Origin of the sequence: Halpernia frigidisoli, assembly GCF_900113805.1 — a bacterium.
GTDB classification, from domain to species: domain Bacteria; phylum Bacteroidota; class Bacteroidia; order Flavobacteriales; family Weeksellaceae; genus Halpernia; species Halpernia frigidisoli.
Genome location: NZ_FOQT01000001.1, coordinates 289,798 through 315,058, shown reverse-complemented (window position 1 = coordinate 315,058; position 25,261 = coordinate 289,798). Strand labels below are relative to the sequence as shown.

At 33.7% G+C, this 25,261-nt stretch carries 23 protein-coding genes; 13 read left to right on the top strand and 10 right to left on the bottom strand.

What is annotated here, in order from left to right:
- Positions 1–114 precede the first annotated feature (114 nt).
- On the top strand, positions 115–1,092 hold the full coding sequence (locus BM238_RS01470) for a beta-ketoacyl-ACP synthase III (protein WP_090078411.1): 978 nt from the start codon (positions 115–117) through the stop codon (positions 1,090–1,092).
- Positions 1,093–1,166: 74 nt separating this feature from the next.
- A complete protein-coding gene (locus tag BM238_RS01465) occupies positions 1,167–1,991 on the top strand; it encodes an SDR family oxidoreductase (protein ID WP_090078410.1) in 825 nt (274 codons plus the stop codon).
- A 172-nt stretch (positions 1,992–2,163) separates the two neighbouring features.
- On the opposite strand, the gene BM238_RS01460 is transcribed toward BM238_RS01465, so the two are convergent.
- Positions 2,164–3,135 carry a 2-hydroxyacid dehydrogenase gene (locus tag BM238_RS01460; RefSeq protein WP_090078409.1) on the bottom strand — a complete coding sequence of 324 codons (972 nt, stop codon included), beginning with the start codon at positions 3,133–3,135 and terminating at the stop codon, positions 2,164–2,166.
- A 133-nt stretch (positions 3,136–3,268) separates the two neighbouring features.
- Positions 3,269–3,919, bottom strand: coding sequence for a protein-L-isoaspartate(D-aspartate) O-methyltransferase (locus tag BM238_RS01455; RefSeq protein ID WP_090078408.1), 651 nt, complete (start codon positions 3,917–3,919; stop codon positions 3,269–3,271).
- Between the two features lie 240 nt (positions 3,920–4,159).
- Here BM238_RS01455 and BM238_RS01450 point away from each other — a divergent pair, with 240 nt between their 5' ends.
- The 6 genes from BM238_RS01450 to BM238_RS01425 all read left to right on the top strand — a co-directional run bounded on the left by BM238_RS01450 (position 4,160) and on the right by BM238_RS01425 (position 10,312).
- The gene (locus tag BM238_RS01450; RefSeq protein WP_090078407.1) at positions 4,160–5,122 is read left to right on the top strand and encodes a Gfo/Idh/MocA family protein; all 963 of its coding nucleotides are present in this window, start codon (positions 4,160–4,162) and stop codon (positions 5,120–5,122) included.
- Positions 5,123–5,131: 9 nt separating this feature from the next.
- On the top strand, positions 5,132–6,010 hold the full coding sequence (bla, locus tag BM238_RS01445) for a class A beta-lactamase, subclass A2 (protein ID WP_090078406.1): 879 nt from the start codon (positions 5,132–5,134) through the stop codon (positions 6,008–6,010).
- 3 nt (positions 6,011–6,013) lie between these two features.
- Positions 6,014–6,832: a M23 family metallopeptidase gene (locus BM238_RS14620; RefSeq protein WP_090078405.1), complete on the top strand. Its 819-nt coding sequence runs from the start codon at positions 6,014–6,016 to the stop codon at positions 6,830–6,832.
- 15 nt (positions 6,833–6,847) lie between these two features.
- Positions 6,848–7,741 (top strand): 3-hydroxyacyl-CoA dehydrogenase family protein, encoded by an 894-nt coding sequence (locus tag BM238_RS01435; RefSeq protein WP_090078404.1) that lies wholly within the window; start codon positions 6,848–6,850, stop codon positions 7,739–7,741.
- Positions 7,742–7,927: 186 nt separating this feature from the next.
- A complete protein-coding gene (locus BM238_RS01430; RefSeq protein ID WP_090078403.1) occupies positions 7,928–8,173 on the top strand; it encodes a hypothetical protein in 246 nt (81 codons plus the stop codon).
- Between the two features lie 276 nt (positions 8,174–8,449).
- On the top strand, positions 8,450–10,312 hold the full coding sequence (locus BM238_RS01425) for a CocE/NonD family hydrolase (RefSeq protein WP_090078402.1): 1,863 nt from the start codon (positions 8,450–8,452) through the stop codon (positions 10,310–10,312).
- A 121-nt stretch (positions 10,313–10,433) separates the two neighbouring features.
- Here BM238_RS01425 and BM238_RS01420 read toward each other — a convergent pair whose 3' ends face one another.
- From BM238_RS01420 to BM238_RS01400, 5 genes are all read right to left on the bottom strand, one after another.
- Positions 10,434–10,841, bottom strand: coding sequence for an META domain-containing protein (locus BM238_RS01420; protein WP_090078401.1), 408 nt, complete (start codon positions 10,839–10,841; stop codon positions 10,434–10,436).
- Positions 10,842–10,878: 37 nt separating this feature from the next.
- Positions 10,879–13,275, bottom strand: a complete 2,397-nt coding sequence (gene pheT / locus BM238_RS01415; protein WP_090078400.1) for a phenylalanine--tRNA ligase subunit beta — start codon at positions 13,273–13,275, stop codon at positions 10,879–10,881.
- Positions 13,275–14,555, bottom strand: coding sequence for a hemolysin family protein (locus BM238_RS01410; protein ID WP_090079078.1), 1,281 nt, complete (start codon positions 14,553–14,555; stop codon positions 13,275–13,277). The genes pheT and BM238_RS01410 overlap by 1 nt, the downstream gene beginning before the upstream one ends.
- A 76-nt stretch (positions 14,556–14,631) precedes the next feature.
- Positions 14,632–15,762, bottom strand: coding sequence for a DNA polymerase III subunit beta (gene dnaN, locus BM238_RS01405; RefSeq protein WP_090078399.1), 1,131 nt, complete (start codon positions 15,760–15,762; stop codon positions 14,632–14,634).
- A 254-nt stretch (positions 15,763–16,016) separates the two neighbouring features.
- Positions 16,017–17,831 (bottom strand): TonB-dependent receptor plug domain-containing protein, encoded by a 1,815-nt coding sequence (locus tag BM238_RS01400; protein WP_090078398.1) that lies wholly within the window; start codon positions 17,829–17,831, stop codon positions 16,017–16,019.
- Positions 17,832–18,043: 212 nt separating this feature from the next.
- Between BM238_RS01400 and uvrA the strand changes: the two genes are divergently transcribed.
- Complete coding sequence (gene uvrA / locus BM238_RS01395; RefSeq protein ID WP_090078397.1) at positions 18,044–20,827, top strand: excinuclease ABC subunit UvrA; 2,784 nt, start codon at positions 18,044–18,046, stop codon at positions 20,825–20,827.
- A 63-nt stretch (positions 20,828–20,890) separates the two neighbouring features.
- Here the strand turns inward: uvrA and BM238_RS01390 are convergent, their stop codons facing one another.
- A complete protein-coding gene (locus tag BM238_RS01390) occupies positions 20,891–21,325 on the bottom strand; it encodes a hypothetical protein (RefSeq protein WP_090078396.1) in 435 nt (144 codons plus the stop codon).
- Between the two features lie 181 nt (positions 21,326–21,506).
- Here BM238_RS01390 and BM238_RS14475 point away from each other — a divergent pair, with 181 nt between their 5' ends.
- From BM238_RS14475 to BM238_RS01375, 4 genes are all read left to right on the top strand, one after another.
- Positions 21,507–21,911: a hypothetical protein gene (locus tag BM238_RS14475; protein ID WP_233741889.1), complete on the top strand. Its 405-nt coding sequence runs from the start codon at positions 21,507–21,509 to the stop codon at positions 21,909–21,911.
- Entirely contained in the window at positions 21,896–22,288 is a 393-nt protein-coding gene (locus BM238_RS14470) for a YHYH protein (protein WP_317040674.1), read from the top strand. Before BM238_RS14475 ends, BM238_RS14470 begins: the two co-directional genes overlap by 16 nt.
- On the top strand, positions 22,288–22,881 hold the full coding sequence (locus tag BM238_RS01380; RefSeq protein WP_221404918.1) for a toxin-antitoxin system YwqK family antitoxin: 594 nt from the start codon (positions 22,288–22,290) through the stop codon (positions 22,879–22,881). Before BM238_RS14470 ends, BM238_RS01380 begins: the two co-directional genes overlap by 1 nt.
- An 85-nt stretch (positions 22,882–22,966) precedes the next feature.
- Complete coding sequence (locus BM238_RS01375) at positions 22,967–23,497, top strand: SCO family protein (protein ID WP_317040673.1); 531 nt, start codon at positions 22,967–22,969, stop codon at positions 23,495–23,497.
- Between the two features lie 55 nt (positions 23,498–23,552).
- On the opposite strand, the gene BM238_RS01370 is transcribed toward BM238_RS01375, so the two are convergent.
- Positions 23,553–23,861 carry an ATP-dependent Clp protease adaptor ClpS gene (locus BM238_RS01370; protein WP_090078395.1) on the bottom strand — a complete coding sequence of 103 codons (309 nt, stop codon included), beginning with the start codon at positions 23,859–23,861 and terminating at the stop codon, positions 23,553–23,555.
- Positions 23,861–25,219: a hemolysin family protein gene (locus BM238_RS01365; protein WP_090078394.1), complete on the bottom strand. Its 1,359-nt coding sequence runs from the start codon at positions 25,217–25,219 to the stop codon at positions 23,861–23,863. Before BM238_RS01365 ends, BM238_RS01370 begins: the two co-directional genes overlap by 1 nt.
- Positions 25,220–25,261 lie beyond the last annotated feature (42 nt).

Genomic DNA, 25,261 nt, shown 5'->3' with positions numbered 1-25,261 from the left:
TTTATATGACATTTTATTTATTTAAATCCAATTTATATAATACTTAGTAACTTTTACTAATAAAAAGACAAAGATTTTAAATATTTATTTGATATTTGCAAACAATTATAAAAAATGACGAAGATAAACGCTTACATAAAAGGAACTGGTTCTTATGTTCCGCCAAAAATTTTAAAAAATGACTTTTTTGAAGCCGTTGGTTCTTCAGATGAGTGGATTTTTAAAAATTTAGGAATCAGGGAGCGCAGAATTGCGGTGGGCGAAGTAACAAGCGATTTGGCTTATAAAGCAGGTTTACGCGCGTTGGAAGGAACTGACGTGAAACCCGAAGATCTAAATTTAATTATTGTTGCGACTTCCACGCCAGACAGACAAGCGCCTTCTACAGCGTGTTTTGTACAGGAAAAAATGGGTGCATTTCAAGCAGTTGCTTTTGATATTTCTGCTGTTTGCTCGGGCGGACTTTATGGAATTACGATCGCATGTCAGTTTGTGCAAACAGGATTATATAAAAATGTTTTGGTAATTGGCGCAGATACTTTTTCAACGATCACAGATTGGGAACGAAAAGATTCTGTGTTTTTTGGTGATGGTGCAGGTGCAATCTTAATCTCTGCAACGACTGAAGATAAAGGTTTTATGGATTTTAAACTTCATGCGGATGGACGCGGAAAAATGCATTTTAATATTCCTGCGGGAGGATCGGAAATTCCTGCATCGGAAGAAACATTGAAAAACAGACAGCATTATTTTCAAATGAACGGCAAGGAAGTTTATGAAACCGCAACCAAAGTTTTACCTGAAGTGATTACGGAAATCCTGGAAGCCAATCAATTAACATCAGATAATGTTGATTGGGTAATACCGCATCAACCGAGTATCAGGATTTTACAGGAAACGGCAAGAAAAGTCAATATTCCTTTTGAAAAAGTGATGACGAATATGGATAAATACGCCAATACTTCTGGCGGAACAATCCCAATTGTGTTGGATGAAACCTACAGAAGCGGAAAAATTCAACCAGGAAATTTATTACTTTTCGCAGCGGTTGGTTCAGGATGGACCTGGGGAACAGCGCTTTATAAAGTTTAGTTGTCGGTTGTCGGTTGTCGGAAAATAAATAAAAAACTTTTTACTTTTTACTTTTTACTTTTTACTAAAAAATTATGCTTTCAAACAATACATTTTTAATCACCGGAATTGCAGATGAAAATTCCTTGGCCATGAAAACGGCGGAAAAAGTCTTACAAAACAACGGAAACGTTGTTTGCACAGGACTTGGCGTAACGCAATTTCATCAAAATTTATCTGAAAAAGCGAGTGATTTTTTAAATAAAAATTATGATGATTTTAAAAGTGCCGTCGAAAAAGTTTTAGGTAAAGACATTTATACTGAGCCTTTGGATGTTACAATCCCGGAAAGTTTGACTTTTTTAGCGACAGATTTAAAGGAAAAAAACATCGAATTAAATGGCTTTTTACATGCCATCGCAATGGACAAAACCATTAGAAATAAATCGGTAAAACCAATGCTGGAAGTAACGCCGGAAGAGTTTAATGACACGATGAACGTGTCCGCGTTTTCTTTAGTTTCGCTCTGCCACGCCTTGCTTTATGGCGGTGTTCTGCAAAATGGCGCTTCAATTGTTTCTTTAAGTTACATTGCAGCCGAAAAAGTGTCCTTTTTTCCTTACATCAATATGAGCATCGCGAAGGCGGCATTAGAAAGATTGACGATTGAAATGGCTTATGAACTGGGAAACAAATACGGAATCAGAGCAAATGCTTTGAGATTTTCACCTTACATGGGAAGCAAGGCGGGAAACGCGACTTTAAAAGACGAAGATGTAGAAAGAGCGCACAGAATCAGTCCGCTTGGAAACGCTTTGCCGGAAGATCTGGCGCATGAAATCGTGCATTTATTTCGTCCCGAAACCAGAATTACGGGGGAAATTCGTCATGTTGATGGTGGTTTTCATATTATGGGATAGATTATTTGTAATGAGAAATTGGTAATAAGTAATTTTTCAAAATACTTAAAATATTTTCTCGCAGATTTTGCTGATTTCGCAGATTTAAATTAAAAAAAATCTGCTCAATCTGTAAAATCTACTAGATATTTTTTTATATAAAGTATTTAGTTGAAAATTAGCTGCTGAAATTTTAAATATAAACTTCCGGATTTACACAAGTTTTCATCTTCTCGCCTTTTGTAAAACTGACCGCATTTTCAGCCGCAATTTTTGCCATTCCATTTCTTGCTTCAATTGTTGCAGAACCGATATGCGGCAAAACACAAACGTTTGAAAGTTGTAATAATGAATTTGATTTTTCCATCGGTTCAGGGTTTGTAACATCTAAACCTGCGCCCCAAATTGTTCCGTTTTTTAATGCTTTGTATAAATCTTTTTCATTTTGAAAACCGCCCCGTGCAGTATTTATGAAAATTAAATTGGGTTTCATTTTTGCGAAAATTTCAGCATTAAATAAATTAGAATCTTTAGCCTCGAAATTCGCATGAATACTTAAAACATCAGAATTTTTCACCAATTCTTCAAAAGAAACATATTTTGCCCCAAGTTCTTTTTCTACTTCTTCATTTCTACTTCTGTTGTGGTAAATAATTTCCATATCAAAAGCGGCTTTGCATTTTTTTGCCATTTCAAAACCAATTCTTCCCAAACCAAAAACACCCAAAGTTTTGCCATACAGTTCCTGACCTAAATTTTCCATCGGATCAAAACTTCCCCAGTTTCCGTCTTTTACTTTTTGAAAATTATGACTTGCCAATCGTGAAACAGATTGCATCAGCAAAAAAGCAATATCAGAAGTTGCACGACTCAGAACATCCGGCGTATTTCCCACAGGAATTTTTCTTTTTGTTGCTTCAGCAATATCAACAGAATTATAACCGACTGAAAATAACGAAATCGCTTTTAAGTTTGGACAATTATCAAAAAATTCTTTGTCCAGTTTATTTCCGCCGACGTTTAAAATGACGTCTGCATTTTTGCAATATTTTAAGAATTCTACATCAGAAATATTTTCTTTTGCAGGAATGATAATTTCGTTGTTTGAATCATTTAAAATTTTCATTCCCACTTGTGGAATGGCTTTATTTAGGAATATTTTCATTTTGATTTTATTTATTTATTTCAAAAAACTAATATTTTTCTCTCGCAGATTACACAGATGATGCAGATTTATTTTAAATTAAAATCTGCCAAATAAAATAAATCAGAGAGAAAAAAAATTCACAATTGTGATTTTAAATATTTGTATTTCCAAGCATTGGCACAAATTTATACGCGCCAAATGCTTCTTTATGAATTTCTTTTTCTGAAACTTTTGTAAATCTGTAAAGAATCTGTTCGTCAGTTTTTCCCATTGGAATAACCATTTTTCCACCAATTTTTAATTGATGTAAAAGTTCTGTCGGCAAATTTTCTGCGCCACAAGTCACTAAAATTTTATCAAAAGGTGCGAAAGTTGGAAGTCCGGCAAAACCATCACCAAAACTTTGGAATTTTGGTCTAGAATGCAATTCTCGTAATTTATTTTTAGAATATTCAAACAAATCTTTTTGTCTTTCGACTGTGTAAACCAAAGCATTCATTTTCATTAAAACCATGGTTTGATAACCGCAACCAGTGCCAATTTCCATGACTTTTTCATCTTTTTTCAATTCTAAAAGTTCACTTTGTTCGGCAACTGTCGATGGATGAGAAATAGTTTGATGCGAAGCAATTGGAAAAGCGCGGTCTTCGTAGGCAAATTCTTCAAAAATACTTTGGATAAAAAGATGGCGAGGCACTTCATTAATTGCATTTAAAACATTTTCATCAGAAATCCCGATTTTATTCCTCAGATATTCTACCAAAAATTTTCGCTTGCCTTTATGTACAAAAGAGTCCGTCACTTTAGTTGTTGGTTGTCAGTTGATAGTTGTGAGTATATTACATTTGGATTAACAATAAAAAATCATTTACCAAATTGAATGATTAACAAATATAAAGATTCCAGTTTTATCTTGCAATTTGCCTGTTAATTTTCGAGATAAGAATTATTATTCCATAATTTCTAAGTTTTTCCGACAACGGACAACCGACAACTATCAACTAATTATTATCTTTACAAAACTTAAAAAAATAAATTTTCTATGTTGAATGCAGGTTTAGTTGGCGCAGGTCATTTGGGTAAAATTCATTTAAAATTATTGAACCAATCTGAAAAATATAATTTGGTTGGTTTTCACGATAAAGATGTGGCAAACGGGAAAAAAATAGAAGCAGAATTTGGCTACAAATATTTTGAAAATTTCGAAGATCTTTTGGCGGAAATCGAAATGCTTGATATTGTAACGCCGACAGTTTATCATTATGATTACGCCATGAAAGCCATCGAACATAGAATTCCTTTTTTCATTGAAAAACCGGTGACTCAAAATTTAAAGGAAGCGGAAGAAATTCTTTTTAAATGCAGAGAATATAATATAAAAGCGCAAGTTGGTCATGTTGAAAGATACAATCCTGCTTTTATTGGATCAAAAGATTACATCAAAGATCCGATGTTTATTGAGATTCACCGTTTGGCAGAATTTAATCCGCGCGGAACTGATGTTTCTGTAGTTTTAGATTTAATGATCCACGATCTGGATATTTTGCTCAGTTTGGTAAAATCAAAAGTTAAAGTTATTCACGCTTCCGGCGTTTCAGTGGTTTCAAAATCACCGGACATTTGTAATGCGAGAATTGAGTTTGAAAACGGTTGTGTTGCGAATTTAACAACGTCTCGAATTTCTATGAAAGCCATGCGCAAATCACGTTTTTTCCAGAAAGACGCTTATATTTCTGTTGACTTTTTAGAGAAAAAATCTGAAGTAATTCGCATGAAGGAAGCGCCGGAAAATCCAAGTGATTTTGATATGATCATTGAAAATGCAGAAGGTGAAAAAAACCAGATCCTGTTTGAATATCCGCCAATTACACCAAATAACGCAATTTTAGATGAACTAGAAAGTTTTGCAGATTCTATCACCGAAAATAAAAATGTAGAAGTGAGTCTGGAAGACGGAACTGAAGCGTTGAAAGTGGCGTTGGAAATTGTGAAGATGATTTCTTAAATTATTACAATGAAAAACCTACTCTACTTATTTATAATAATTTTTACGACTTCCTGCGCACAAAAAAAGGAGGATTTAGAATCTCAAATTAATAAAATAATTGCTGGAAAAAACGCAACTGTTGGTGTTTCTATTTTGGGAATTGATAAACCTTTTGTCTTAAATATGAATGGCGAAAAGCATTTGCCTATGCAAAGTGTTTTTAAATTTCATATTGCTTTGGCGGTTTTAAACTTGGTTGATGAAGGAAAATTAGATTTAATCCAAAAAATATTAGTTAAAAAAACAGATCTTCTAGAAAATACATGGAGCCCGATTCGTGAAAAATATCCAAATGGAAATGTGGAATTAACATTAGCGGAAATCATTAAATATACCGTTGCACAAAGTGATAATAACGGTTGTGATATTTTGTTAAAACTGATAGGCGGCACAAAAACCGTTCAGGGTTTTATAAATTCCAAAGGTGTGAAAGATTTTCAAATTAAATTTAACGAAGAAGAAATGCATCAAGACTGGAAGGCACAATATGAAAATTATAGTTCTACCAACTCTATCGTAAAACTTTTAAAAGATTTTCACGGAGGTAAAATTGTTTCAAAATCTTCTACCGATTTTTTAATGAAAATTATGATCGGAACTTCTACCGGAACAAATAAACTCATCGCTTTTTTACCGGAAAATATTATAATTGCACACAAAACCGGCTCATCTGGAAAAAATAATGCAGGTATAACCGGCGCAGAAAACGATATGGGAATTGTAACTTTACCGAACGGAAATCATTATGCAATCTGCGTTTTTGTGAGTAACTCCAAAGAAACGGAAGAAGTAAATTGCAAAATGATTGCTGATATTTCTAAATTAACTTTCGATCATTTCAATTAAAAAATGAAAAAATTAATTCTCTATATTCTCATTTTTGTTCCTTTCTTCGCCTCAGCGCAAAGCGTGGGAACAATAAAATATTTTACAGAAAAACTTCCAAATTCTTTTGAATTATACGCAGAAAATCTGGAATTAATGCCAATGTCTGCATCTTTAGTTTTTACTTTAGACAATATGAAAAGTTCTTTAGCAAATAATCAAATTGTTGTGATACCAGCACAAACTAAAAGATTTTTGGTTGCTAAACTGACACCGATTATTGCCAATAAAAAATTTGGTTACAGCACGAGCAGCAAATATACTTTTGGCGATATTACGCAGACAAGTTATGACGAAAATTACGTTTATGATCTTCCTTTTGACAGCAATAAATCTTACAGTATTTTTCAAGGTTATAACGGGAAAATTTCTCACATGAATCAGGCGGCATTAGATTTCAATTTTAAAGTTGGCGAGAAGATTTTTGCGGCGCGAGAGGGAAAAGTAGTCGCAACGGAAGAAAGAAATAATACCAATTGCAATTCAAAAGACTGTGCGAAATACAACAATTATATCTTAATTCTACAGCCGGACGGCACTTTTGCGGAATATTTACATTTGAAACAAAATGGCGTAGAAGTAAATGTTGGCGACGAAATCAAAAAAGGACAATTTCTTGGTTATAGCGGAAACACGGGTTGGTCAACTGGTCCGCATTTGCATTTTGCAGTTTTTCTAAATAGAATGGATAAAGACCGTGAATTTATTAAAACAAAATTTAGAACTTCCAACTCGACAGGTGAATATTTATTGGAAAAAAAATCTTATCTTAAAAATTATTAAAATATAAAAATAGTTATGCTCAAAAACATAGTCGTGATCGGCGCCGGAACAATGGGAAACGGAATTGCCCACACTTTTGCACAGAAAAATTTTAAAGTCACTTTGGTTGATGTAAAAAAAGAAAATTTAGAAAAAGGTCTTGCCACGATTTCAAAAAATCTTGACCGAATGGTCGCAAAAGAAAAAATTTCTGAAGATGATAAAAACAAAACTTTAGAAAACATCATTCTTTCAACTGATTTAAACGAGGTTACAAAAACTGCCGACCTAATTGTAGAAGCGGCAACAGAAAATCTTGATTTAAAGATAAAAATCTTTAAGCAAATGGATGAATTTGCACCTGAAAATTGCATTTTAGCGACAAATACATCTTCAATTTCCATCACTCAGATTGCTGCCTCAACTACCCGGCCGGAAAAAGTGATCGGTATGCATTTTATGAATCCCGTACCGATTATGAAACTGGTAGAAATAATTAAAGGTTATTCCACTTCAAAGGAAACTTTTAACAGCATTTTTGAACTCAGCAAAACTTTAGACAAAACACCTACGGAAGTCAATGATTATCCCGGTTTTGTAGCCAACAGAATTCTGATGCCGATGATCAACGAAGCCATAGAAACACTTTACAACGGCGTTGCAGGTGTGGAAGAAATCGACACCGTGATAAAACTTGGCATGGCGCATCCTATGGGACCTTTGCAACTGGCAGATTTTATCGGACTTGACGTTTGTCTGGCGATCTTAAACGTTATGCACGACGGTTTTAAAAATCCAAAATACGCACCAAATCCATTATTGGTAAATATGGTGATGGCGGGCAAAAAAGGTGTGAAATCTGGGGAAGGATTTTATGATTATTCTGAAAGTAAAAAAGCAGAAAAAGTCTCTAAAGCATTTTTAAAATAGTTTAGGGCGCCTGTATCTGTCCTCCGTTCCCACTCTTTTTTATATTTCGGCTGGCGCAGAAAATATAAAAAAGGAGTTCCACTCAGGCCAGGGCGCAGGAAATTTTATAATAAGAAGTTAATCTATTTTAAATTAAATTTTAAAAGGAAATTCTTATCTTTGCCCCGAAATTAAAATTATAAAACAATGAAATTACCAAAGTTTTTATTAGCGGATAATTCCGACAATCCGGAAGATTTATACGTGGTACACACAGAATATCCAAGATTCGTTTTAAACGTTGAAGAGGAAGAAGTAGAATGGTTCGACGATTTAGAAGGCGATGATGAAGAATCAATGGCAGACGAAGCTACGAAAGTTGTAGAGCAGGCTTTCAAATGGTGTGATGACGAATTAGCCAAATATGACGAAGAAGATGAAGACGGAGAATAATCTCTAAATAAACTTCAAAAAATTAAAAAGAACTCAGAAATGGGTTCTTTTTTTATTTTTATGAAAAATCCTGCATGAGGGCGCAGGTAGAAATCCTTTTTTTATTGCTAAAAACTAAATGACCAATTTAAAAAACATTTCTAAAGCAATAAAAAAAGATTGGAGCCGAAGACCGACGTTTTTCTATTTAGAAATCTAACTTTTTTGCGAAAATAGTCGCAAGAAAAAGGACATGCCCAAAAAATTAATTATAAATTAGTGGAAATTTTATAATCTATGAAAAAATTCAGTTCAGCTTTTCTTCTTTTTGTCTTTGTTTTTAGTTTCTCACAAGACCAAAAAAGAGCGGTAGATCCTTATGTTCAGGATCATTACACCAAAAAAGAAATGTACATTACAATGCGTGACGGCGTAAAATTATTTACTTCTGTTTATACACCAAAAGACATTTCCAAAAGTAAAAAATATCCTATGGTGATGCAAAGAACCTGCTACAGCATTGCGCCTTACGGTGAAGATAAATTTGCGACACGTCTTGGTCCAAATCCATTTATGATGAAAGATGGCTACATTTACGTTTATCAGGATGTTCGCGGAAGATACATGAGCGAGGGAAACTGGACGAATATGACGCCGCAAGTGGAACATAAAACCAAGAAAGATGTAGATGAAAGTACCGATACTTACGACACAGTTGACTGGTTGGTAAAAAATATTCAAAATAATAATGGTAAAGTTGGGCAATACGGCACTTCTTATCCGGGATTTTATACTGCAGTTGGGATTTTGTCAAATCATCCTGCTTTAGTAGCTTCTTCGCCACAAGCACCAATTTCAAATTTTTGGAATGATGATTTTTTACACAACGGAAGATTTTTGTTAGGATATTTCAGAACTTTTCCTGTTTTTGGAATTCAAAAAACTAAACCAACTACAGAAGCTTGGTACGGTGACACGATGATAAAAAAGTATTCTAATGATGGTCTGAAATTTTTCACCGACATGGGCACTTTGAAAGAAGGTGTTGATAAATTTTATAAAAATAATTTCTTCATGCAGGAAATTATGTACCATCCTAATTATGATCAATTTTGGCAGGAAAGAAATTTATTGCCTCATTTTAAAAACGTCAATCAGGCGGTTTTAGTTGTGGGTGGTTTGTTTGATGCGGAAGATCTTTCCGGACCATTAAACATTTATAAAGCAATCGAAAAAAGTTCTCCAAAAGCCAAAAGTACGCTCGTGATGGGACCTTTTTCTCATGGTGCGTGGGGAAGAGAAACTGGAAAAGCCTATCATAACGATATTTATTTTGGTGACAGTATTGCGACTTATTACCAAAAAAATCTTGAAACAAAATTTTTCGCTCATTATTTAAAAGGAAATACGAAAGAAGATGCAGGACTTCCTGAAGCAATATTATTTGACACTGGTTCAAAGAAATGGCATGAATTCGCAAAATATCCTTCACCAGATGCAAAGAAAACAGATTTCTATTTTGTGAATAATAAAATAGAAATGGAGCCTTCACAAACGACCACAGAATATTACAGTGATCCTTCAAAACCAGTTATTAGCTCAGAAAATCTGAAAGATCTAAATGGTTTCACTCCAAGAAATTACATGAGTGAAGACCAACGGTTTGCAGAAATGCGACCTGATGTGGCAACTTTTACAACGGATGTGTTAAATGATGATGTTACTTTTGGTGGGGAATTAATGGCAAAATTAAACATTTCTTCCACTTCAGATGACGCCGATTTTATTGTAAAATTAATTGATGTTTATCCAGATAATGAACCAGAAAATGCAGATAAACCAAATGTGATTTTGCAGAATTACCACCAAATGGTAAGAAGTGAAATTATGCCTGCAAGATTTAGAAATTCTATTGAAAAACCTGAAGCATTGGTTCCAAACCAAAAAACAGCGGTTGATTTTAAATTGCAAGACGTAATGCACACCTTCAAAAAAGGACATAAAATACAAGTACAAATTGAAAGCACTTGGTTTCCTTTATTTACGGTTAATCCGCAGAAATACATTCCAAATGTAAATCTTGCTACAAAAGCAGATTACACCAAAGCGTTCATTAAAATTTATGGCGATAGTAAATTAGAAGTAGACGTGATAAAATAGTTGACGGTTGTCACTTGATAGTTGTCAGATTTAAATAAAAAAAGTGCAGAAATTAGTTTCTGCACTTTTTTTATTTTTGATTTTTAAATCTTGATTCTTGGTTCTAAAATCTTAGATCTGTTTACATTTTATTAAATCTCAACAATAACAAATTATCTTTGTAAAGTTCAAGAACGTTGTCTTTAACCACATATTTTGTAGTTGCATCAAGCATTTTCAGGAAGTTGGTTTCAACATCCATATTGTCACACATCTTTCTGGTTGAGCCAATATTTTTTACACTAAAATTTCCCGCCGTTGGATCTAAATTAATTTCCGTGGAAAAGTAATTATTACAACCTGCATTTCCAGAAATTCTGTCGCCACTTATTAATAAAGTAGGCGCAGTTCCTTTTACTTCCGTTGCTAAAGTCCAACTTGAATTGTTTAAGGAAGCCTGACTTGCTCCGGATTTAGATTTTAAACCGTTGACTGACGAACAAGACGCCAATAAAATTACTGCGCAAAATGCTAAAAGTATATTTTTCATAATTTATTATTTTTGTTAAAATTAAACAATTAAAGTCTTACCTCAATTCCGCATTAAATTCCTTTTTAAAAGAATTGATCAAAGCATTCATCACTTCAGAAATATCTTTTTCTTCCAAGGTTTTTTCTTCATTCAACAATTCAAAACTTAAAGCATAAGATTTTTTTCCTTCCGGCAAATTTTGTCCTTCATAAACATCAAAAAGATTAATATTTTTTAAGAATTTTGACGGATTTTTCTTGGCTAATGTATGGAGTTCTGCGTAAGAAATCTGCTTGTCTAAAAGCAAAGCCAGATCTCTTCTGATCTTATTAAACTTCGGAATATCAATAAATTTAAAATTATCTTTTACTCTTAAGTGCTCGCAATTTTCAAGTTCAATTTCTGCATAGAAAACTTCTTGGTTTACATCAGAATCTTTCAAATTTTCTACTGAAACTTTTCCTAATCTTGCCAAAGTTTTTCCTTCTGAAATCAATTCTAAACCTTCTGAAAAGCGGGGATCATCTAAAGGCAATTCCTGATAAGTCAGTTTTAATTTATCCAGTAAAAGCGTAACATAAGATTTTAAATAATAGAAATTGGTTGCAGATTTTGGCAAAGTCCAGTTTTCTGCATGATTTCTTCCTGTTACTAAAAATGCCAGTTGTTTGCGCTCTTCATATTTCTCTTTTTTGTGATAAATTTTACCCAGTTCAAAGAATTTTAAATCTGCGTTTTTCCTGTTAATGTTGTACGCTGCATTTTCTAAAAGTCCTTCCAAAAGTGATTTACGCATAAAAGCCAGATCACCACTTAAAGGATTTAATAATTTTACCGCATTGGTTTCATCTTTCACGGAACGCAAAGAATTATTCATCACTTCATTAAAACCCTGACTTTGGAGCGTTCTTGCCCACGAATTTTCCAAAGCATCCTGATCGTCAAGATTTAAAGCGACTGGCGAAAAAGAAAATTTTTCCGGAACATTGATTTTATTGTAACCATAAATTCTCAAAATGTCTTCTATAACGTCGATTTCGCGCGTCACATCTGCTCTGTAAGTTGGAATCGAAAGTTCTAAACCATCATTTATTTCATTTAAAACTTCAATTTCCAAAGATTTTAAAATTGTTTTAACTTTCTCCCGGTGAATTTTCATTCCCAAGATCTGATCCAATTTTGAATAACGAAAAACAACGTAACTGTTCTCAATTTTCTTCGGATAAGATTCTAAAATTTCACCAACTAATTTTCCGCCAGCAATTTCCTCAATCATTTTTACTGCGACCAATAATGCCTTTCTCGCTTTATTGATATCTACGCCGCGTTCAAATCTAAAAGATGCGTCAGTATTTAAACCATGAGATTTAGCGGCTTTTCTAATCGCAACTGGATTAAAATAAGCACTTTCTAAAACGATTTTTGTGGTTTCCGGCGAAACCCCAGAATTGGCGCCACCAAAAACCCCCGCTATGCACATCGGATTTTGATCGCCATCTTTTATCATGATTTCCACACCATTTAAAGTGCGTTCAATTCCATCCAAAGTGGAGAATTTTGTTCCTTCTTTTAAACTTCCAACAATAATTTTATTGCCTTTAATTTTTGCCGCATCGAAAGCGTGCAAAGGTTGACCAAATCCGTGAAGAATATAATTTGTAATATCGACAACATTATTTATTGGGTTTAAACCAATAGCTTTTAATCTGTCTTTCAACCAGTTTGGAGACTCTGAAATTTTAATATTTTCAATCACCGCACCTAAATATCTTGGAACCAGTTCTGCATTTTCAACTTCAATGTGAAAATCGTGACTTCCGGAAATTGTTGGTTCTTCAACTACTAATTTTTGAAAATCAGATTTCAACTGGTTGCTTGACAGAAACGCATTTAAATCCCGCGCAACGCCATAATGCGACATCGCGTCGGTTCTATTTGGCGTTAAACCAATTTCGTAAACCTCATCTTTCGAAATATCAAAATATTTTGAGAATAATTCACCTTTTTTATAATCCTCATTTAGGATCATAATTCCGCCGTGGTCGTCGCTTAAACCCAATTCGTCTTCCGCGCAGATCATTCCTTCAGAAACTTCACCGCGGATTTTTGCCTTTTTTATTTCAAAAGAATTTCCGGATTTATCGTACAATTTTGTACCAACAACCGCAACTGGAACAGTTTGCCCAGCAGCAACATTTGGCGCGCCGCAAACGATTTGAAGAATTTCTGGACCTCCAACATCTACGCTTGTGATATTTAATTTGTCGGCATTTGGATGTTTTTCGCAGGTCAAAACTTTGCCCACAACAATTCCCTCAAGACTGCCTTTTATATTTTCAAATTTTTCTACACCTTCCACTTCCAAACCAATATCCGTAAGATATTCGCTAATTTTATCTGTATTTAAGTCGGTGCTTATAAAATCTTTAAGCCAATTATTTGAAATTTTCATTAAGTCGTTTTATTTTTAACTAAAATCTTGTCAATTCTCTGGTTGTCTTTACTCAAAATTTCAAACTCGAAATTTTCGTAATCCACCTTCTCACCTTCCGTCGGAATTCCTTTAAAGTAATGCGTCACGAAGCCGCCAACGGTCTGGATATTTTGAAGAATATCATCATTAATACTGATCGGAAATTCCTTTGAAAAATTACGAAGTGAAAATTGTCCATCCACTTCCCAGGAATTTTCTGTTTTTGTTATTATTTTATATTCATTTTTTTCTTCGTCAGACATATCGCCGACCAATGCGTCCATCACATCATCCATTGTTATCATGCCCTGCGTAATTCCATATTCGTCAATCACAATTCCGAAATGAATTTTGCTCTGTCGAAAATTTTCTAAAATTTTGTAGGCACTCGTATTTTCGGAAACGTAAATTGGTGATTTTATGAAATCTTTTAAATTAAATTCATTTTCTTTAGAATAGAAAAAAAAATCTTTAATTAAGACAATTCCTTTTACATCGTCCGTATTTCTATTTTCTGAAACCGGATATGCGGTGTGCGGATCTCCATTTATTTTTTTAATAATTTCCTCATAAGAATCATTAAAATCGAAGAAAGTCAAATTGTTTTTATGTGTAAAAAGATTGCTTGCTTTTGTATCGCCCAACTCAAAAACGCGTTCTACAATATTCTGCTCTACATCGTCAATTTCACCACCTTTAGCACTCTCTCTGATAATTGATTTTATTTCATCTTCAGAAACGTGGCTGTTGATATTTTTTTTAATGCCAAATAAACGCATTAGCAAAGTGTTGCTGCTGGTCAATAACCAAACAAATGGCGACGCAATTTTAGCCAAAATGGTCATCGGTCTGGAAACCAAAATGGCAATTTTTTCCGGGAAAATCATTCCCATTTGTTTTGGGAAAAGTTCACCGAAAACAACTGATAAATAAGTAATAAAAATAATAATTGCCGGACCGGAAATTTGTTTTGCGTATGGTGCTAAAAATGATATTTTTGAAATAATAGCCGCAAAATGATTTGTAAGCGCGTCGCCACTGTAAAATCCTAAAATAATTCCGATCAAGGTGATTCCGATCTGCGTGGTCGATAAAAATCTGGAAGGTGTTTTAGAAAGTTCAAGTGCCGATTTCGCACCTGCATTTCCGTGGTTTTTAGCGCTTTCTAACTTAAATTTTCTGGAAGAGACCAAGGCCATTTCAGACATTGCAAAAACGCCGTTCAGTAAAACTAAAGCAAAAATAATTATAAGTTCCATTACTGTTTTCAATTAAATAAGAAGAGATTTGAAATACATCTCAAATCTCAATCTTATTAAAATATTTGTTATAATTCTACATCCCAATTACTGGCATAGAAAGCATTAAAATATGTTCGTTATCTTCTAAACCATCAACTGGTTCAATAATTCCGGGACGGTTTGGTTGGGACATTTTCATCGTGATATCGTCAGAATTTAAAACAGAAAGCATTTCCGTTAAAAATTTAGAACTGAAACCAATATTAATATCTTCGCCATTGTAATCACACGGAATCTGCATATCTGCTTTGTTCGCATATTCTGTATCTTCTGCGTGAAGGTGAAGAATATTGCCGGATAATTTAAACCTGATTTGGTTCGTCGATTTATTCGACATAATGGACGCTCTTCTTATTGCGCTCAATAAAAGTCCTCTGTTAATTGTCAAAACATTCGGATTTTCTTTTGGAATTACCGCTGTATAATTTGGATATTTTCCATCGATCAAACGACAAATCCAAATGTTATTTCCGAAGGTAAATTTCGCCATATTTTCATTAAAATCAATTGCTACATCTTCGTTAGAATTAGCCAAAATATTTTTGAAAATTGACAATGGTTTTTTCGGCATAATGAACTCCATCGGCTCTGCATTTACCAAATCTTCTCTTTTGTAAACTACCAAACGGTGAGAATCTGTAGAAACGAAATTGGTTTCATCTTCTTTAAATTGGAACAGAACACCCGTCATTACGGGACGAAGCGAATCATTACTCGTTGCAAAAAGTGTATTTGCCAAAGCCTCAGATAAAATTCCTGAAGGCATTGTGATACTTTGTGAAGACTCAAATTCAGGAATATCCGGATAATCTTCAGCGTTGTCTAAAGCGACAGCAAAATTATCTTTTTCGTCTAAAATTTCCAACAAACTTCCGTTTCCATCTTCAGATTCTTTCACAGAAAGCGTTAAAGGCTGTTCGCCATAAGTTTTAACAAAATCCTGAAAAATTTTCGCAGGAACTGCAAATTTACCTTCGTCGTCAGATTTTACCTCAAGCGAAGTAATTAAAGTGGTTTCACCATCTGAGGCGGTCAATTTTAAGGTATTTTCCTTTAAATCAAAAAGAAAATTTTCCAGAATTGGTCTGGATTGAGAAGTCGAAATTACGCCGCTTACGATCTGTAAAGCCTTTTGCAATTCGCCACTGGAAACTATAAATTTCATAAAGATTTTAATATTTGACAAATATAACGATTTGACTTTAAAAATGAAAAGCCAATTTTGGTTAAATAATGTTAGATTGAAAAAGTTATCAACAACAATGAAAATCATTTAAAGATATTAACATAATTGGCAAGTTAACAAAGTATCTTTCAAAATCTCGCCGATTTTACAGATAGCGCAGATAAATACTTTAAATTAGTAAAAATCTGCCAAATCTATAAAATCTGCGAGTCGATATCCACTTAATCTTTAAATCAATTAGAAAATTTAATTTTATAACTCAAACCTACATGAAACCATCTTCCCGGCATCGGAACTAAACTTGTTTCAATGTATTTTGAATTGGTTAAATTATTAATTAAAACATAAACGGCAAAATCGTTAAAGTGATAATTTAGTTTTTCATCAATCAAATTATAACTTCCTAAATTGACTCTTTCGTTATATCTGTAAGTTAAGACATTAGTGAAATTTTTTAGAAATTTATTTTCCAAAGTCGCGACAAATTGGTGCTTTAGATTTTCTAAATTATAGCGGGAAAGCCTTGTGTCAGAATCTTTTTGTTGATTATCCAGATAAGTGTAGCCCAAACTGTATGATTTAAAAAAGCCGGAAAAATTTTGCTTAATTTCCACTTCTACGCCTTGCAAATATACTTTTCCAATATTTCTTGCAGTCCATTTTGCGTCGGGCGTATCTTTTGCCCAATCAATTAAATTATCAGAATCTCTGGTAAAAAAACTGGTTTTTGCAAGGAAATTATCGGTTTTAAATTGATAACCAACTTCTGTAGAAACCGCGCTTTCTGGTTTTAGATCCGCATTTCCTTGTTCAGTTCCGCTCGTGTAATACAGATCTGTAAAAGTCGGAACGCGGTGAACTTTTGAAATATTTCCGTAAATTTTATGGTTTTCATTAAAAGTAAATCCTGCGTCTAAACCTGGATAAAAAAAGTTACCTTCTTTGGAATAATTCGCATAAGAAATTCCCGGGGAAATGGCCAATTTATCATTTAACAAAGAAAAATGATGTTCAAAGAATAACTGAGAAACAAAACGTTCTCTGCTGCCCAAATTATTACTGACCAAAATCTCTTTTCGCAAAGCAACGCCCAAACCTGTTACGCCAAAACCTGAATGATAAGAAGTATTAAAATCGCCGCTAATATTATTTCCCAAATGTAAATTCCTATATATTTGCGGTTTATATCTGTTAAATAAGTAAAGATCCTGACCGCGGCGCCAGGAAATATTTGAATTAAAATCCCATTTATCAAAAGTTTGACGTCCCGAAATACTCACAATTGAAGCCTGCGTTTCCTCATATTGTTCTGTTGCTTTTGGTGAAGAATAAAAACCGTTGGCGCCAAACTTTTTTTCTGAAAATCCTGCTTGTAAACTCAACGCACCATTTTTAATTTTTAGATTATTCTGGTAATAAAAATTATTGATCTTGTAATCCGTATTGTGACGGTAACCGTCTGATGCCGAAGAATGGATCTGAAATAAATTTGAAAACTTTTCATTTCCTATATTAGCATTAGCGCCAAGATCATAAGATTTATAATCGCCGCCTTCTGCAGAAATTTTCACTGATTTTTCGGCTAAAGGTTTGGTAATGATGTTAATAACGCCTGCATAAGCATTGTTGCCATAGCGTTGCGCGGCCGGACCTTTTATAATTTCAATTTGCTGAACTGAATCCAGATCAAAAGGAATATTTAAAGTATTGTGACCGGTTTGACTGTCGTTCATTCTAACGCCATTTACTAAAATTAAAACCTGCTCGAAAGAACTTCCACGGACAGAAACATCGGACTGAACGCCATTTGAACCGCGTCTTCTAATATCTAAACCAGTGTTTAACTGCAACAATTCATCAATACTATTAGCCGGTGATTTCTCGATTTCGGCTTTTGTAATGATGGTAATATTTTCATTAATTTTTGAAACCGGAAGATTTAAAAACTTCCCCTGCACATAAACTTCATCTATGTCTGATTGTTTTTGCTGCGCTGAAAAGATTGCGAAAAAACTTAAAAATGAAACTAAACTAACTTTTGTAATCATAAATTTTAACTCTAATTATAAAATCGTAAATATTTCTTTAGAATGACAAACACTCTCTCTCAAGCATTTTTCTAAAAAATTTCAGCGCAAATATAATTAACATATTCTTAATAAATAGATATTTTTTTATTAATTTTTTAAATAAAACATTAACATTTACCATTTCCTTTTCAAGCCAAAATAAAGATTAAAATCGTTAATTTTGTACTCTTATGACTACTGAAGAAATCGACATCAAAAAATATCTTTTCGTAAAGAATGCGCACCTCAATAATCTCAAAAACATTGACGTTCTTATTCCTAAAAACAAATTAATCGTTATTACGGGCGTGTCCGGAAGTGGAAAATCTTCGCTTGCTTTTGACACAATTTATGCCGAAGGACAAAGGCGTTATGTGGAAAGTTTGAGTTCTTATGCGCGGCAATTTTTAGGCAAATTAGAGAAACCGAAAATTGATGACATTAAAGGTTTAGCACCGTCAATCGCAATTCAGCAGAAAGTGATTTCTTCAAATCCACGTTCAACTGTTGGAACTTCTACAGAAATTTACGATTATGTAAAACTTTTATTTGCCAGAGTTGGACGAACATTTTCGCCGGAATCTGGTGCGGAAGTGAAAAAAGACAGCGTATCTGACGTGATTGATTTTATCCAAAATGCTAAAAATACGCCGACTTTTACTTTAAGCGCGCCACTAATTTTTGAAGTAGAAAAATTTAAAGAGCAACTTAAGATCTTAAAAATGGCAGGTTTCACGCGTTTGGAAGTTGCGGGAAATGTGGTTGGAATCGAAGATCTGGAAAGTTTCGGTTTTGAGCCAGAAAAAGATGCCGTCATTAATTTGGTTATCGACCGTTTTACTTATGAAGACGATGAAAATTTTCTTCAAAGATTGGCAGATTCAATCCAAATGGCATTTTATGAAGGTCGCGGTTACTGTTATTTAAAAAATGAAAAAAATTCTGAAACCAAAGAATTTTCAAATAAATTTGAGTTAGACGGAATCGTTTTTAACGAACCAACCGTTCATTATTTCAGTTTTAATAATCCTTTTGGCGCTTGTCCAACTTGTGAAGGTTACGGAAAAGTGATTGGTATTGACGAAGATTTAGTGATTCCAAATAAAAATTTATCCGTTTTTGAAGACGCAGTTGCAGCGTGGCGCGGCGATTCCATGAAAGAATGGAAACTGGCTTTCATTAAAAAAAATAAAGATTTCCCGATTCACAAACCTTATTTTGAACTATCGAAAGAACAGAAAAAGTTTTTGTGGAAAGGAAAAGCAACGAAAGATGAACCAACAATTGACAACTTTTTCAAGATGTTGGAAGGCAATTTATATAAAATTCAATACCGCGTAATGCTTTCCAGATACCGTGGGAAGACGCTTTGCCCGACTTGTGAAGGTTACAGATTGCGCCCGGAAACGGAATGGGTGAAAATTGATGGTCATAATATTCAGTCATTTATCGAATTGCCTTTGGATGAACTTCTTCCTTTAGTTAAAAGTTTAAAATTAAACCAACACGATGCGGATATTGCTAAAAGATTACTTTACGAAATCACGTCGAGATTAGAATTTTTAACGAAAGTTGGTTTGGGATATTTAACAATTAACAGGACTTCAAGTACGCTTTCTGGTGGGGAATCTCAAAGAATTAATCTCGCGACTTCGCTGGGAAGTTCTTTGGTGGGAAGTATTTATATTTTAGATGAACCTTCGATCGGCTTGCATTCTAAAGACACAGAAAATTTAATAAAAGTTTTAAAAAATCTGCGCGATTTAGGTAACACGGTGATTGTCGTAGAACACGATGAAGACGTGATGAAAGCGGCGGATTATATTATTGACATTGGTCCGGAAGCCGGATATTTGGGCGGTGATCTGGTTTTCGCTGGTGATTATGCAGAAATTAAAAAAGCAAATACTTTAACTTCAAAATACTTAACGGGCGAACTTGAAATAAAAGTGCCAACAAAACGACGAAAAGCCAAAGATTTTATCAGAATAAAAGGCGCAAGAGAAAATAATTTAAAAAATATTAATGTTGACATTCCTTTAGAAAGTTTGGTGGTGATTTCCGGGGTTTCGGGAAGTGGAAAATCAACTTTGATGAAGGAGGTTTTAACAACAGGTGTTCAATTAGAATTGGAAATGGGCGGTAAAAAAACCGATTTCGATTCTGTGACTTTTCCTGAAAAATTAATTAAAAACATTGAACTGATTGACCAAAATCCAATAGGGAAATCGAGTCGTTCAAATCCGGTAACTTATTTAAAGGCTTACGACGATATTCGCGATCTTTTTTCTAAACTGAAAATGTCTGCGATGATGAATCTTAAGCCAAAACATTTCTCTTTCAACGTCGATGGCGGAAGATGTGACGAATGTACAGGTGAAGGTGTGATCAATGTTTCGATGCAGTTTATGGCAGATATTGAACTGGAATGTGAAGTTTGTCACGGTACAAGATTTAAGGATGAAATCCTTGAGATCCGTTTTGACGAAAAAAATATTTCGGATATTCTGCATATGACGGTTGATGAAAGTATTGCGTTTTTTACAGAAAATGAACAGAAAAAAATTGTCACCAAATTGAAACCTTTGCAGGATGTTGGTTTGGGATATTTGCAATTGGGACAAAGTTCTTCCACACTTTCTGGCGGTGAAGCGCAACGTGTGAAATTGGCGTCGTTTTTAGTTAAAGGAAATACGACCGATAAAACCTTATTTATTTTTGATGAACCTTCTACAGGATTACATTTCCACGATATTAATAAATTACTGACTTCGCTTCAAGCCTTAATTGAATTAGGACATTCTGTAATCGTTATTGAACACCAACCGGATATTATAAAATCTGCTGATTATATCATTGACATTGGTCCGGGAGCCGGAAAATATGGTGGTGAAGTTGTCTTCAAAGGAACACCTGAAGAATTGGCGAAAGATAAAGTAAGTGAAACCGCGCGCTATATCGCGGAAAAACTATAAGCTCTACCTGATTTTAAAAATAAAAAAAACCTGCAAAATGCAGGTTTTTTTTATATATTTTAATTAATGTTTTCCCTTTCCATGGCCTTTTTTATTCCCATGACCTTCACGTTGCTCGTGACTGTAAGATTTTCCTTTGGATTTATAGTTATTTTTGTTTCTGTTATAAACAGCAACAGGATTTTGACCTTTGTAGTTTTTATTTTTAAACTTTTTATACTTTGTTGGTCCCATTATTCTCTGGATCTCAGCATTTCTGTCTGTTCTCCATCCATTTGGATTACTCTTATAATGGCTGTCCCAAGAATTGTAATCTGGATATCTGTTATTTAATGATGTTAACTGACTGCTTTGCTGTGTACTTAAAAGTAAGTCTGTAGCAACAGATTGCCAATTAACACCTGAAATGCTGTTTTGATAATCATTGTAGTAATTTGATTGCGCAGAAGCGAATGAGAATGTTCCAATGAATGCGATGAGTGCAATTATTTTTTTCATAATATTTAATTATAAAATTATTTCAAAAGTATAGCCCATTATGATGCCAAAAAAAAATATTTAAATTCTAACTGATATAAATTTATGTACTCGCTAATTATAAATAATAGTATTTGAAGATTATTTTAATATTAGTTTTAACTTTTCTTTAAAAGATTAATCAAACCGAAAACTAATGAACATGACTTCAATTAAAAACAAAAGCTATTTTTGCTCATTTGGCACTTTTGTATTTTTCATTATTTCATCCTGTAGCAGTGGCAATGAAACTGGACAGGTTTCTACATTACCAACTTCAACTCAGATTCCGACAGTTTATGCCAAAATTTATGGCGCTACAAGTATGAGCAGTGATGGCACATTTATTACCATAAAAACAAATGATTTACCAGATCATAAAAGCATATATTATCCTGCAAATAATGCCTTATACGAAAATTTTAGCGGAACTACTTTTGGAGGAAATACATTTAAAAAAAATCCAAATTTGATCATTTCTCAGAATCTGACTTTTAAAATTCCCGTAAATCCAAAGGAAGCTACAAATCATGCCGCACGCCTCTTGGCGCAATCGGTGTTTCATTAAATGGTATTCCTTTTTACAATCAATACGCAGAACCAAATAATCAGGCTCTAACTAATGAAATTGAAAGTTTTGATCAAAATTATGGACATCCTCAAGCGACGGGACAATACCATTACCATGTCGAACCTGTATATTTAACAACCGTAAAAACCACAAAATCAGGATTATTGGGATTTCTTTTAGATGGTTTTCCTGTTTACGGGCCACAGGAAGAAAATGGAAGTACTGTAACAAACAGTCAGCTTGACGTTTATCACGGACATATTCACGCCACTAAAGATTTTCCGAACGGAATTTATCACTATCATTTTACAGTGGATGCGCCTTATCTTAATGGTAATGGCTACTATGGAACTCCAGGAACTGTCACACAATAATGAAAATTTTCAGGTATTTTATTTTATTTTTATTGTTCATTTCCTGCTCAAAAAATAGTGCGGAGAAAGATATTGTAATCAAAAAAATTCCAAAGATCTATAAAAATGCAAACGATGAAAATTTGAAGTTAAAAAATGACACATTATTTGTAAATCATCAGCTGTTTTCAGGCTTTCTGTATCGATTAGATGAAAATAGAAATGATACACTATCTTTTGAAAGTTACTATGAAGGTTTACAGAGTGGTGTTTCAAAAAAATGGTTTGGCAATAAAAATTTAATGGAAATGCGTTTCTATTTTAAAGGAAAAAAGGAGGGAAAACAGATTGCTTTCTGGGAAAATGGTTATAAAAGATTTGAATTTTTAGCCAAAAATGATATTTATGAAGATGAAATGAAGGAATGGAACAACCTTGGAAAACTAATTCATCTAGCCACTTATAAAAATGGGCAGGAAGAAGGCCCGCAAAAACTATGGTATGATAACGGCAAAATCCGCGCAAACTACGTGATCATAAGTGGAAAAAGATATGGATTATTAGGAACCAAAAATTGCAAAAATGTATCGGATAGCGTGTTTACTGTTAGGTAGTTTTTTAATTTTAAGTTGTACGGGTGACAAAAAAAATTCTTTGTCTTTGCCATAATACAATGAACCTACATTTACGCCCGTATTTATCACTGGTAAAAATGAAATTGAAAAAACAATCACACACAAGATTGCCGATTTTAGCTTATTGAATCAAGATTCAACGGTTATAAATGAAAAATCGCTAAATGGAAAAATTCATATTGCTAACTTTATTTTTACATCATGTGGAAGTATTTGCCCAACGATAACCAAAAATATGAAGACTGTGAGCGATTACTTTATAAGTGATAAAAATATTCAATTTTTGTCTTTTTCTGTTACTCCGTGGATCGATACGCCGTCAGTTTTAAAACAATTTAAAGCCAAATATAATATTAAGACTAAAAACTGGAATTTCCTGACAGGTAATAAAAGTGAGATTTATAAAATTGCCAGAAAATCTTATTTCGCAGAAGAAGATATCGGTTTTAGCAAGGACAGCACGGAGTTTTTACACACAGAACATTTTATTTTAGTAGACAAAAACAGAAGAATAAGGGGAATTTACAATGGTACATTAACTTTGGAAATGCAACAGTTAATTGATAATATTAAAACTTTAAAGAGAGAAAACTAGTAAAAATTTCCTTTTAGGATAATTAAGATTATTTAGTAAATTTTAATACTGAAATTTACTCTATTTCACTTGTCAAACTTCTGGACAACAATTTTTGGTGCATTGGCAACAATTTCTCCAAACTTCCAGTCTTTACACGGCATTTTCCTTTGTAATGGATCAACATTGTGCATTGCTCGGCTTGTTCTAAAGTGTGCCCACAAATTTCCACCAAACATGAAATTACGTAATCAAATGTATTAACATCGTCGTTGTAAACTACCAGTTTGTTTTCAAAACTTTGGTCTTCCAAGACCGCGACATCCTCCTCATATTCGCGTTTTGGACTTTCATAATCTTTGATATTTAAAGGAAAAAAAGTCATTAAATATTGGTATTGATATCTTCAAGTGAAATTTCATCCTGTGCTATTGGTTCGAAAGTTAATTCTACCAATTCCACGCTCATATTTTTCATCTTAAGAATTTTAAAATGATAATCTTCGATTTCAAACTCTTGATTTTCTTCCGGAATATCTCCTAAAAAGTGCATTATAAAACCCGATAAAGTATTAAAATCACCTTCTTCAGGAAGTTCTTTCGGCAAATATTCATTAATTTCTTCTAACGGCTGCGTCGCCTGAACCCAAAATATATTGTCACCAACTTTATCAACGATCGTCTCTTCATCATCTTCTTCATCCTGAATTTCACCAACCAGTTCTTCCAAAATATCCTCTAAAGTGATAACACCTTCTGTGCCGCCAAATTCGTCGATAATAATTGCCAAATGCTGTTTTTTCTGCTGAAAAATTTTAAGTAGATCTGAGATTTTTTTACTTCCCACCACGAAAAAAGGTTCGCGCATTAAGCCTTTAAGATCGTCGTGAGAAAGTTCACCCTTTCTTTTAACAAATTCCCGGATAATTTCTTTGGTGTAAAATATCCCGATAATATTATCAATAGAATTTTCATAAACCGGAATTCTGGAATAACCACTTGCCATGATAATATCCATAATTTCCTCTAAAGTATCTTCAAAATCAATACTTAAAATGTTTTGTCGCGCAACCATGATCTGTTTTGCGGAATGGTCTGTAAAATCAAAAGCATTTTTAATGATCTCGTAATTTTCTTCCTCAATTTCTCCACCCGCAGCAGATTGTTTCACCAATAACTGCAGTTCTTCTGTTGAGTGAATTTCCTGTTCTGAAGCCGGATGAATTTTCATTAACCTTAAAAAAAAGTTTGACAAAGAGTTCATCAACCAAATAAAAGGACGAAAAATATTGTAAAAAATTCTTAATGGCGCTGCTATGAAAAAAGTAGTTGATTCTGATTTTCGGATCGCAATGGATTTTGGAATTAATTCCCCAAAAACAATGTGCATAATCGTAATGATCAAAAAACTACAAATGACAGAAACAGTTGTAATGGTCGTTTCCGCTAAATTGATGTTGAAAGTGTGAAATAGACTTAAAAAAATATCGTGTAAAGCACTTTCACCAACCCAACCTAAAGCCAGCGAGGCCAGAGTGATACCGAGTTGAGTGGCAGAAAGATAAGCATCAAGATTTTTTATGATCTTTTCAGCCTGTTTTGCCATCTTGTTTCCTTCAGCTGCTTTCAGCTGAATTTGCGAATACCGGACTTTTACTATTGAGAATTCTGCTGCAACAAAAAAACCATTCAGCAGCACTAAAAGAATGGCTATTAAGATCTTGACGAAACTGTCGGGGTCCATTTAGAAATTATAAATAATTAGTTGCAAAGATATGCTTTTTTT

Coding starts and splice junctions, on each gene's coding strand:
- BM238_RS01470 (WP_090078411.1), top strand. CDS start 115: ATGACGAAGATAAACGCTTACATAAAAGGAACTGGTTCTTATGTTCCG.
- BM238_RS01465 (WP_090078410.1), top strand. CDS start 1,167: ATGCTTTCAAACAATACATTTTTAATCACCGGAATTGCAGATGAAAAT.
- BM238_RS01460 (WP_090078409.1), bottom strand. CDS start 3,135: ATGAAAATATTCCTAAATAAAGCCATTCCACAAGTGGGAATGAAAATT.
- BM238_RS01450 (WP_090078407.1), top strand. CDS start 4,160: ATGTTGAATGCAGGTTTAGTTGGCGCAGGTCATTTGGGTAAAATTCAT.
- bla (WP_090078406.1), top strand. CDS start 5,132: ATGAAAAACCTACTCTACTTATTTATAATAATTTTTACGACTTCCTGC.
- BM238_RS14620 (WP_090078405.1), top strand. CDS start 6,014: ATGAAAAAATTAATTCTCTATATTCTCATTTTTGTTCCTTTCTTCGCC.
- BM238_RS01435 (WP_090078404.1), top strand. CDS start 6,848: ATGCTCAAAAACATAGTCGTGATCGGCGCCGGAACAATGGGAAACGGA.
- BM238_RS01430 (WP_090078403.1), top strand. CDS start 7,928: ATGAAATTACCAAAGTTTTTATTAGCGGATAATTCCGACAATCCGGAA.
- BM238_RS01425 (WP_090078402.1), top strand. CDS start 8,450: ATGAAAAAATTCAGTTCAGCTTTTCTTCTTTTTGTCTTTGTTTTTAGT.
- BM238_RS01420 (WP_090078401.1), bottom strand. CDS start 10,841: ATGAAAAATATACTTTTAGCATTTTGCGCAGTAATTTTATTGGCGTCT.
- pheT (WP_090078400.1), bottom strand. CDS start 13,275: ATGAAAATTTCAAATAATTGGCTTAAAGATTTTATAAGCACCGACTTA.
- BM238_RS01410 (WP_090079078.1), bottom strand. CDS start 14,555: ATGGAACTTATAATTATTTTTGCTTTAGTTTTACTGAACGGCGTTTTT.
- dnaN (WP_090078399.1), bottom strand. CDS start 15,762: ATGAAATTTATAGTTTCCAGTGGCGAATTGCAAAAGGCTTTACAGATC.
- BM238_RS01400 (WP_090078398.1), bottom strand. CDS start 17,831: ATGATTACAAAAGTTAGTTTAGTTTCATTTTTAAGTTTTTTCGCAATC.
- uvrA (WP_090078397.1), top strand. CDS start 18,044: ATGACTACTGAAGAAATCGACATCAAAAAATATCTTTTCGTAAAGAAT.
- BM238_RS01390 (WP_090078396.1), bottom strand. CDS start 21,325: ATGAAAAAAATAATTGCACTCATCGCATTCATTGGAACATTCTCATTC.
- BM238_RS14475 (WP_233741889.1), top strand. CDS start 21,507: ATGACTTCAATTAAAAACAAAAGCTATTTTTGCTCATTTGGCACTTTT.
- BM238_RS01380 (WP_221404918.1), top strand. CDS start 22,288: ATGAAAATTTTCAGGTATTTTATTTTATTTTTATTGTTCATTTCCTGC.
- BM238_RS01370 (WP_090078395.1), bottom strand. CDS start 23,861: ATGACTTTTTTTCCTTTAAATATCAAAGATTATGAAAGTCCAAAACGC.
- BM238_RS01365 (WP_090078394.1), bottom strand. CDS start 25,219: ATGGACCCCGACAGTTTCGTCAAGATCTTAATAGCCATTCTTTTAGTG.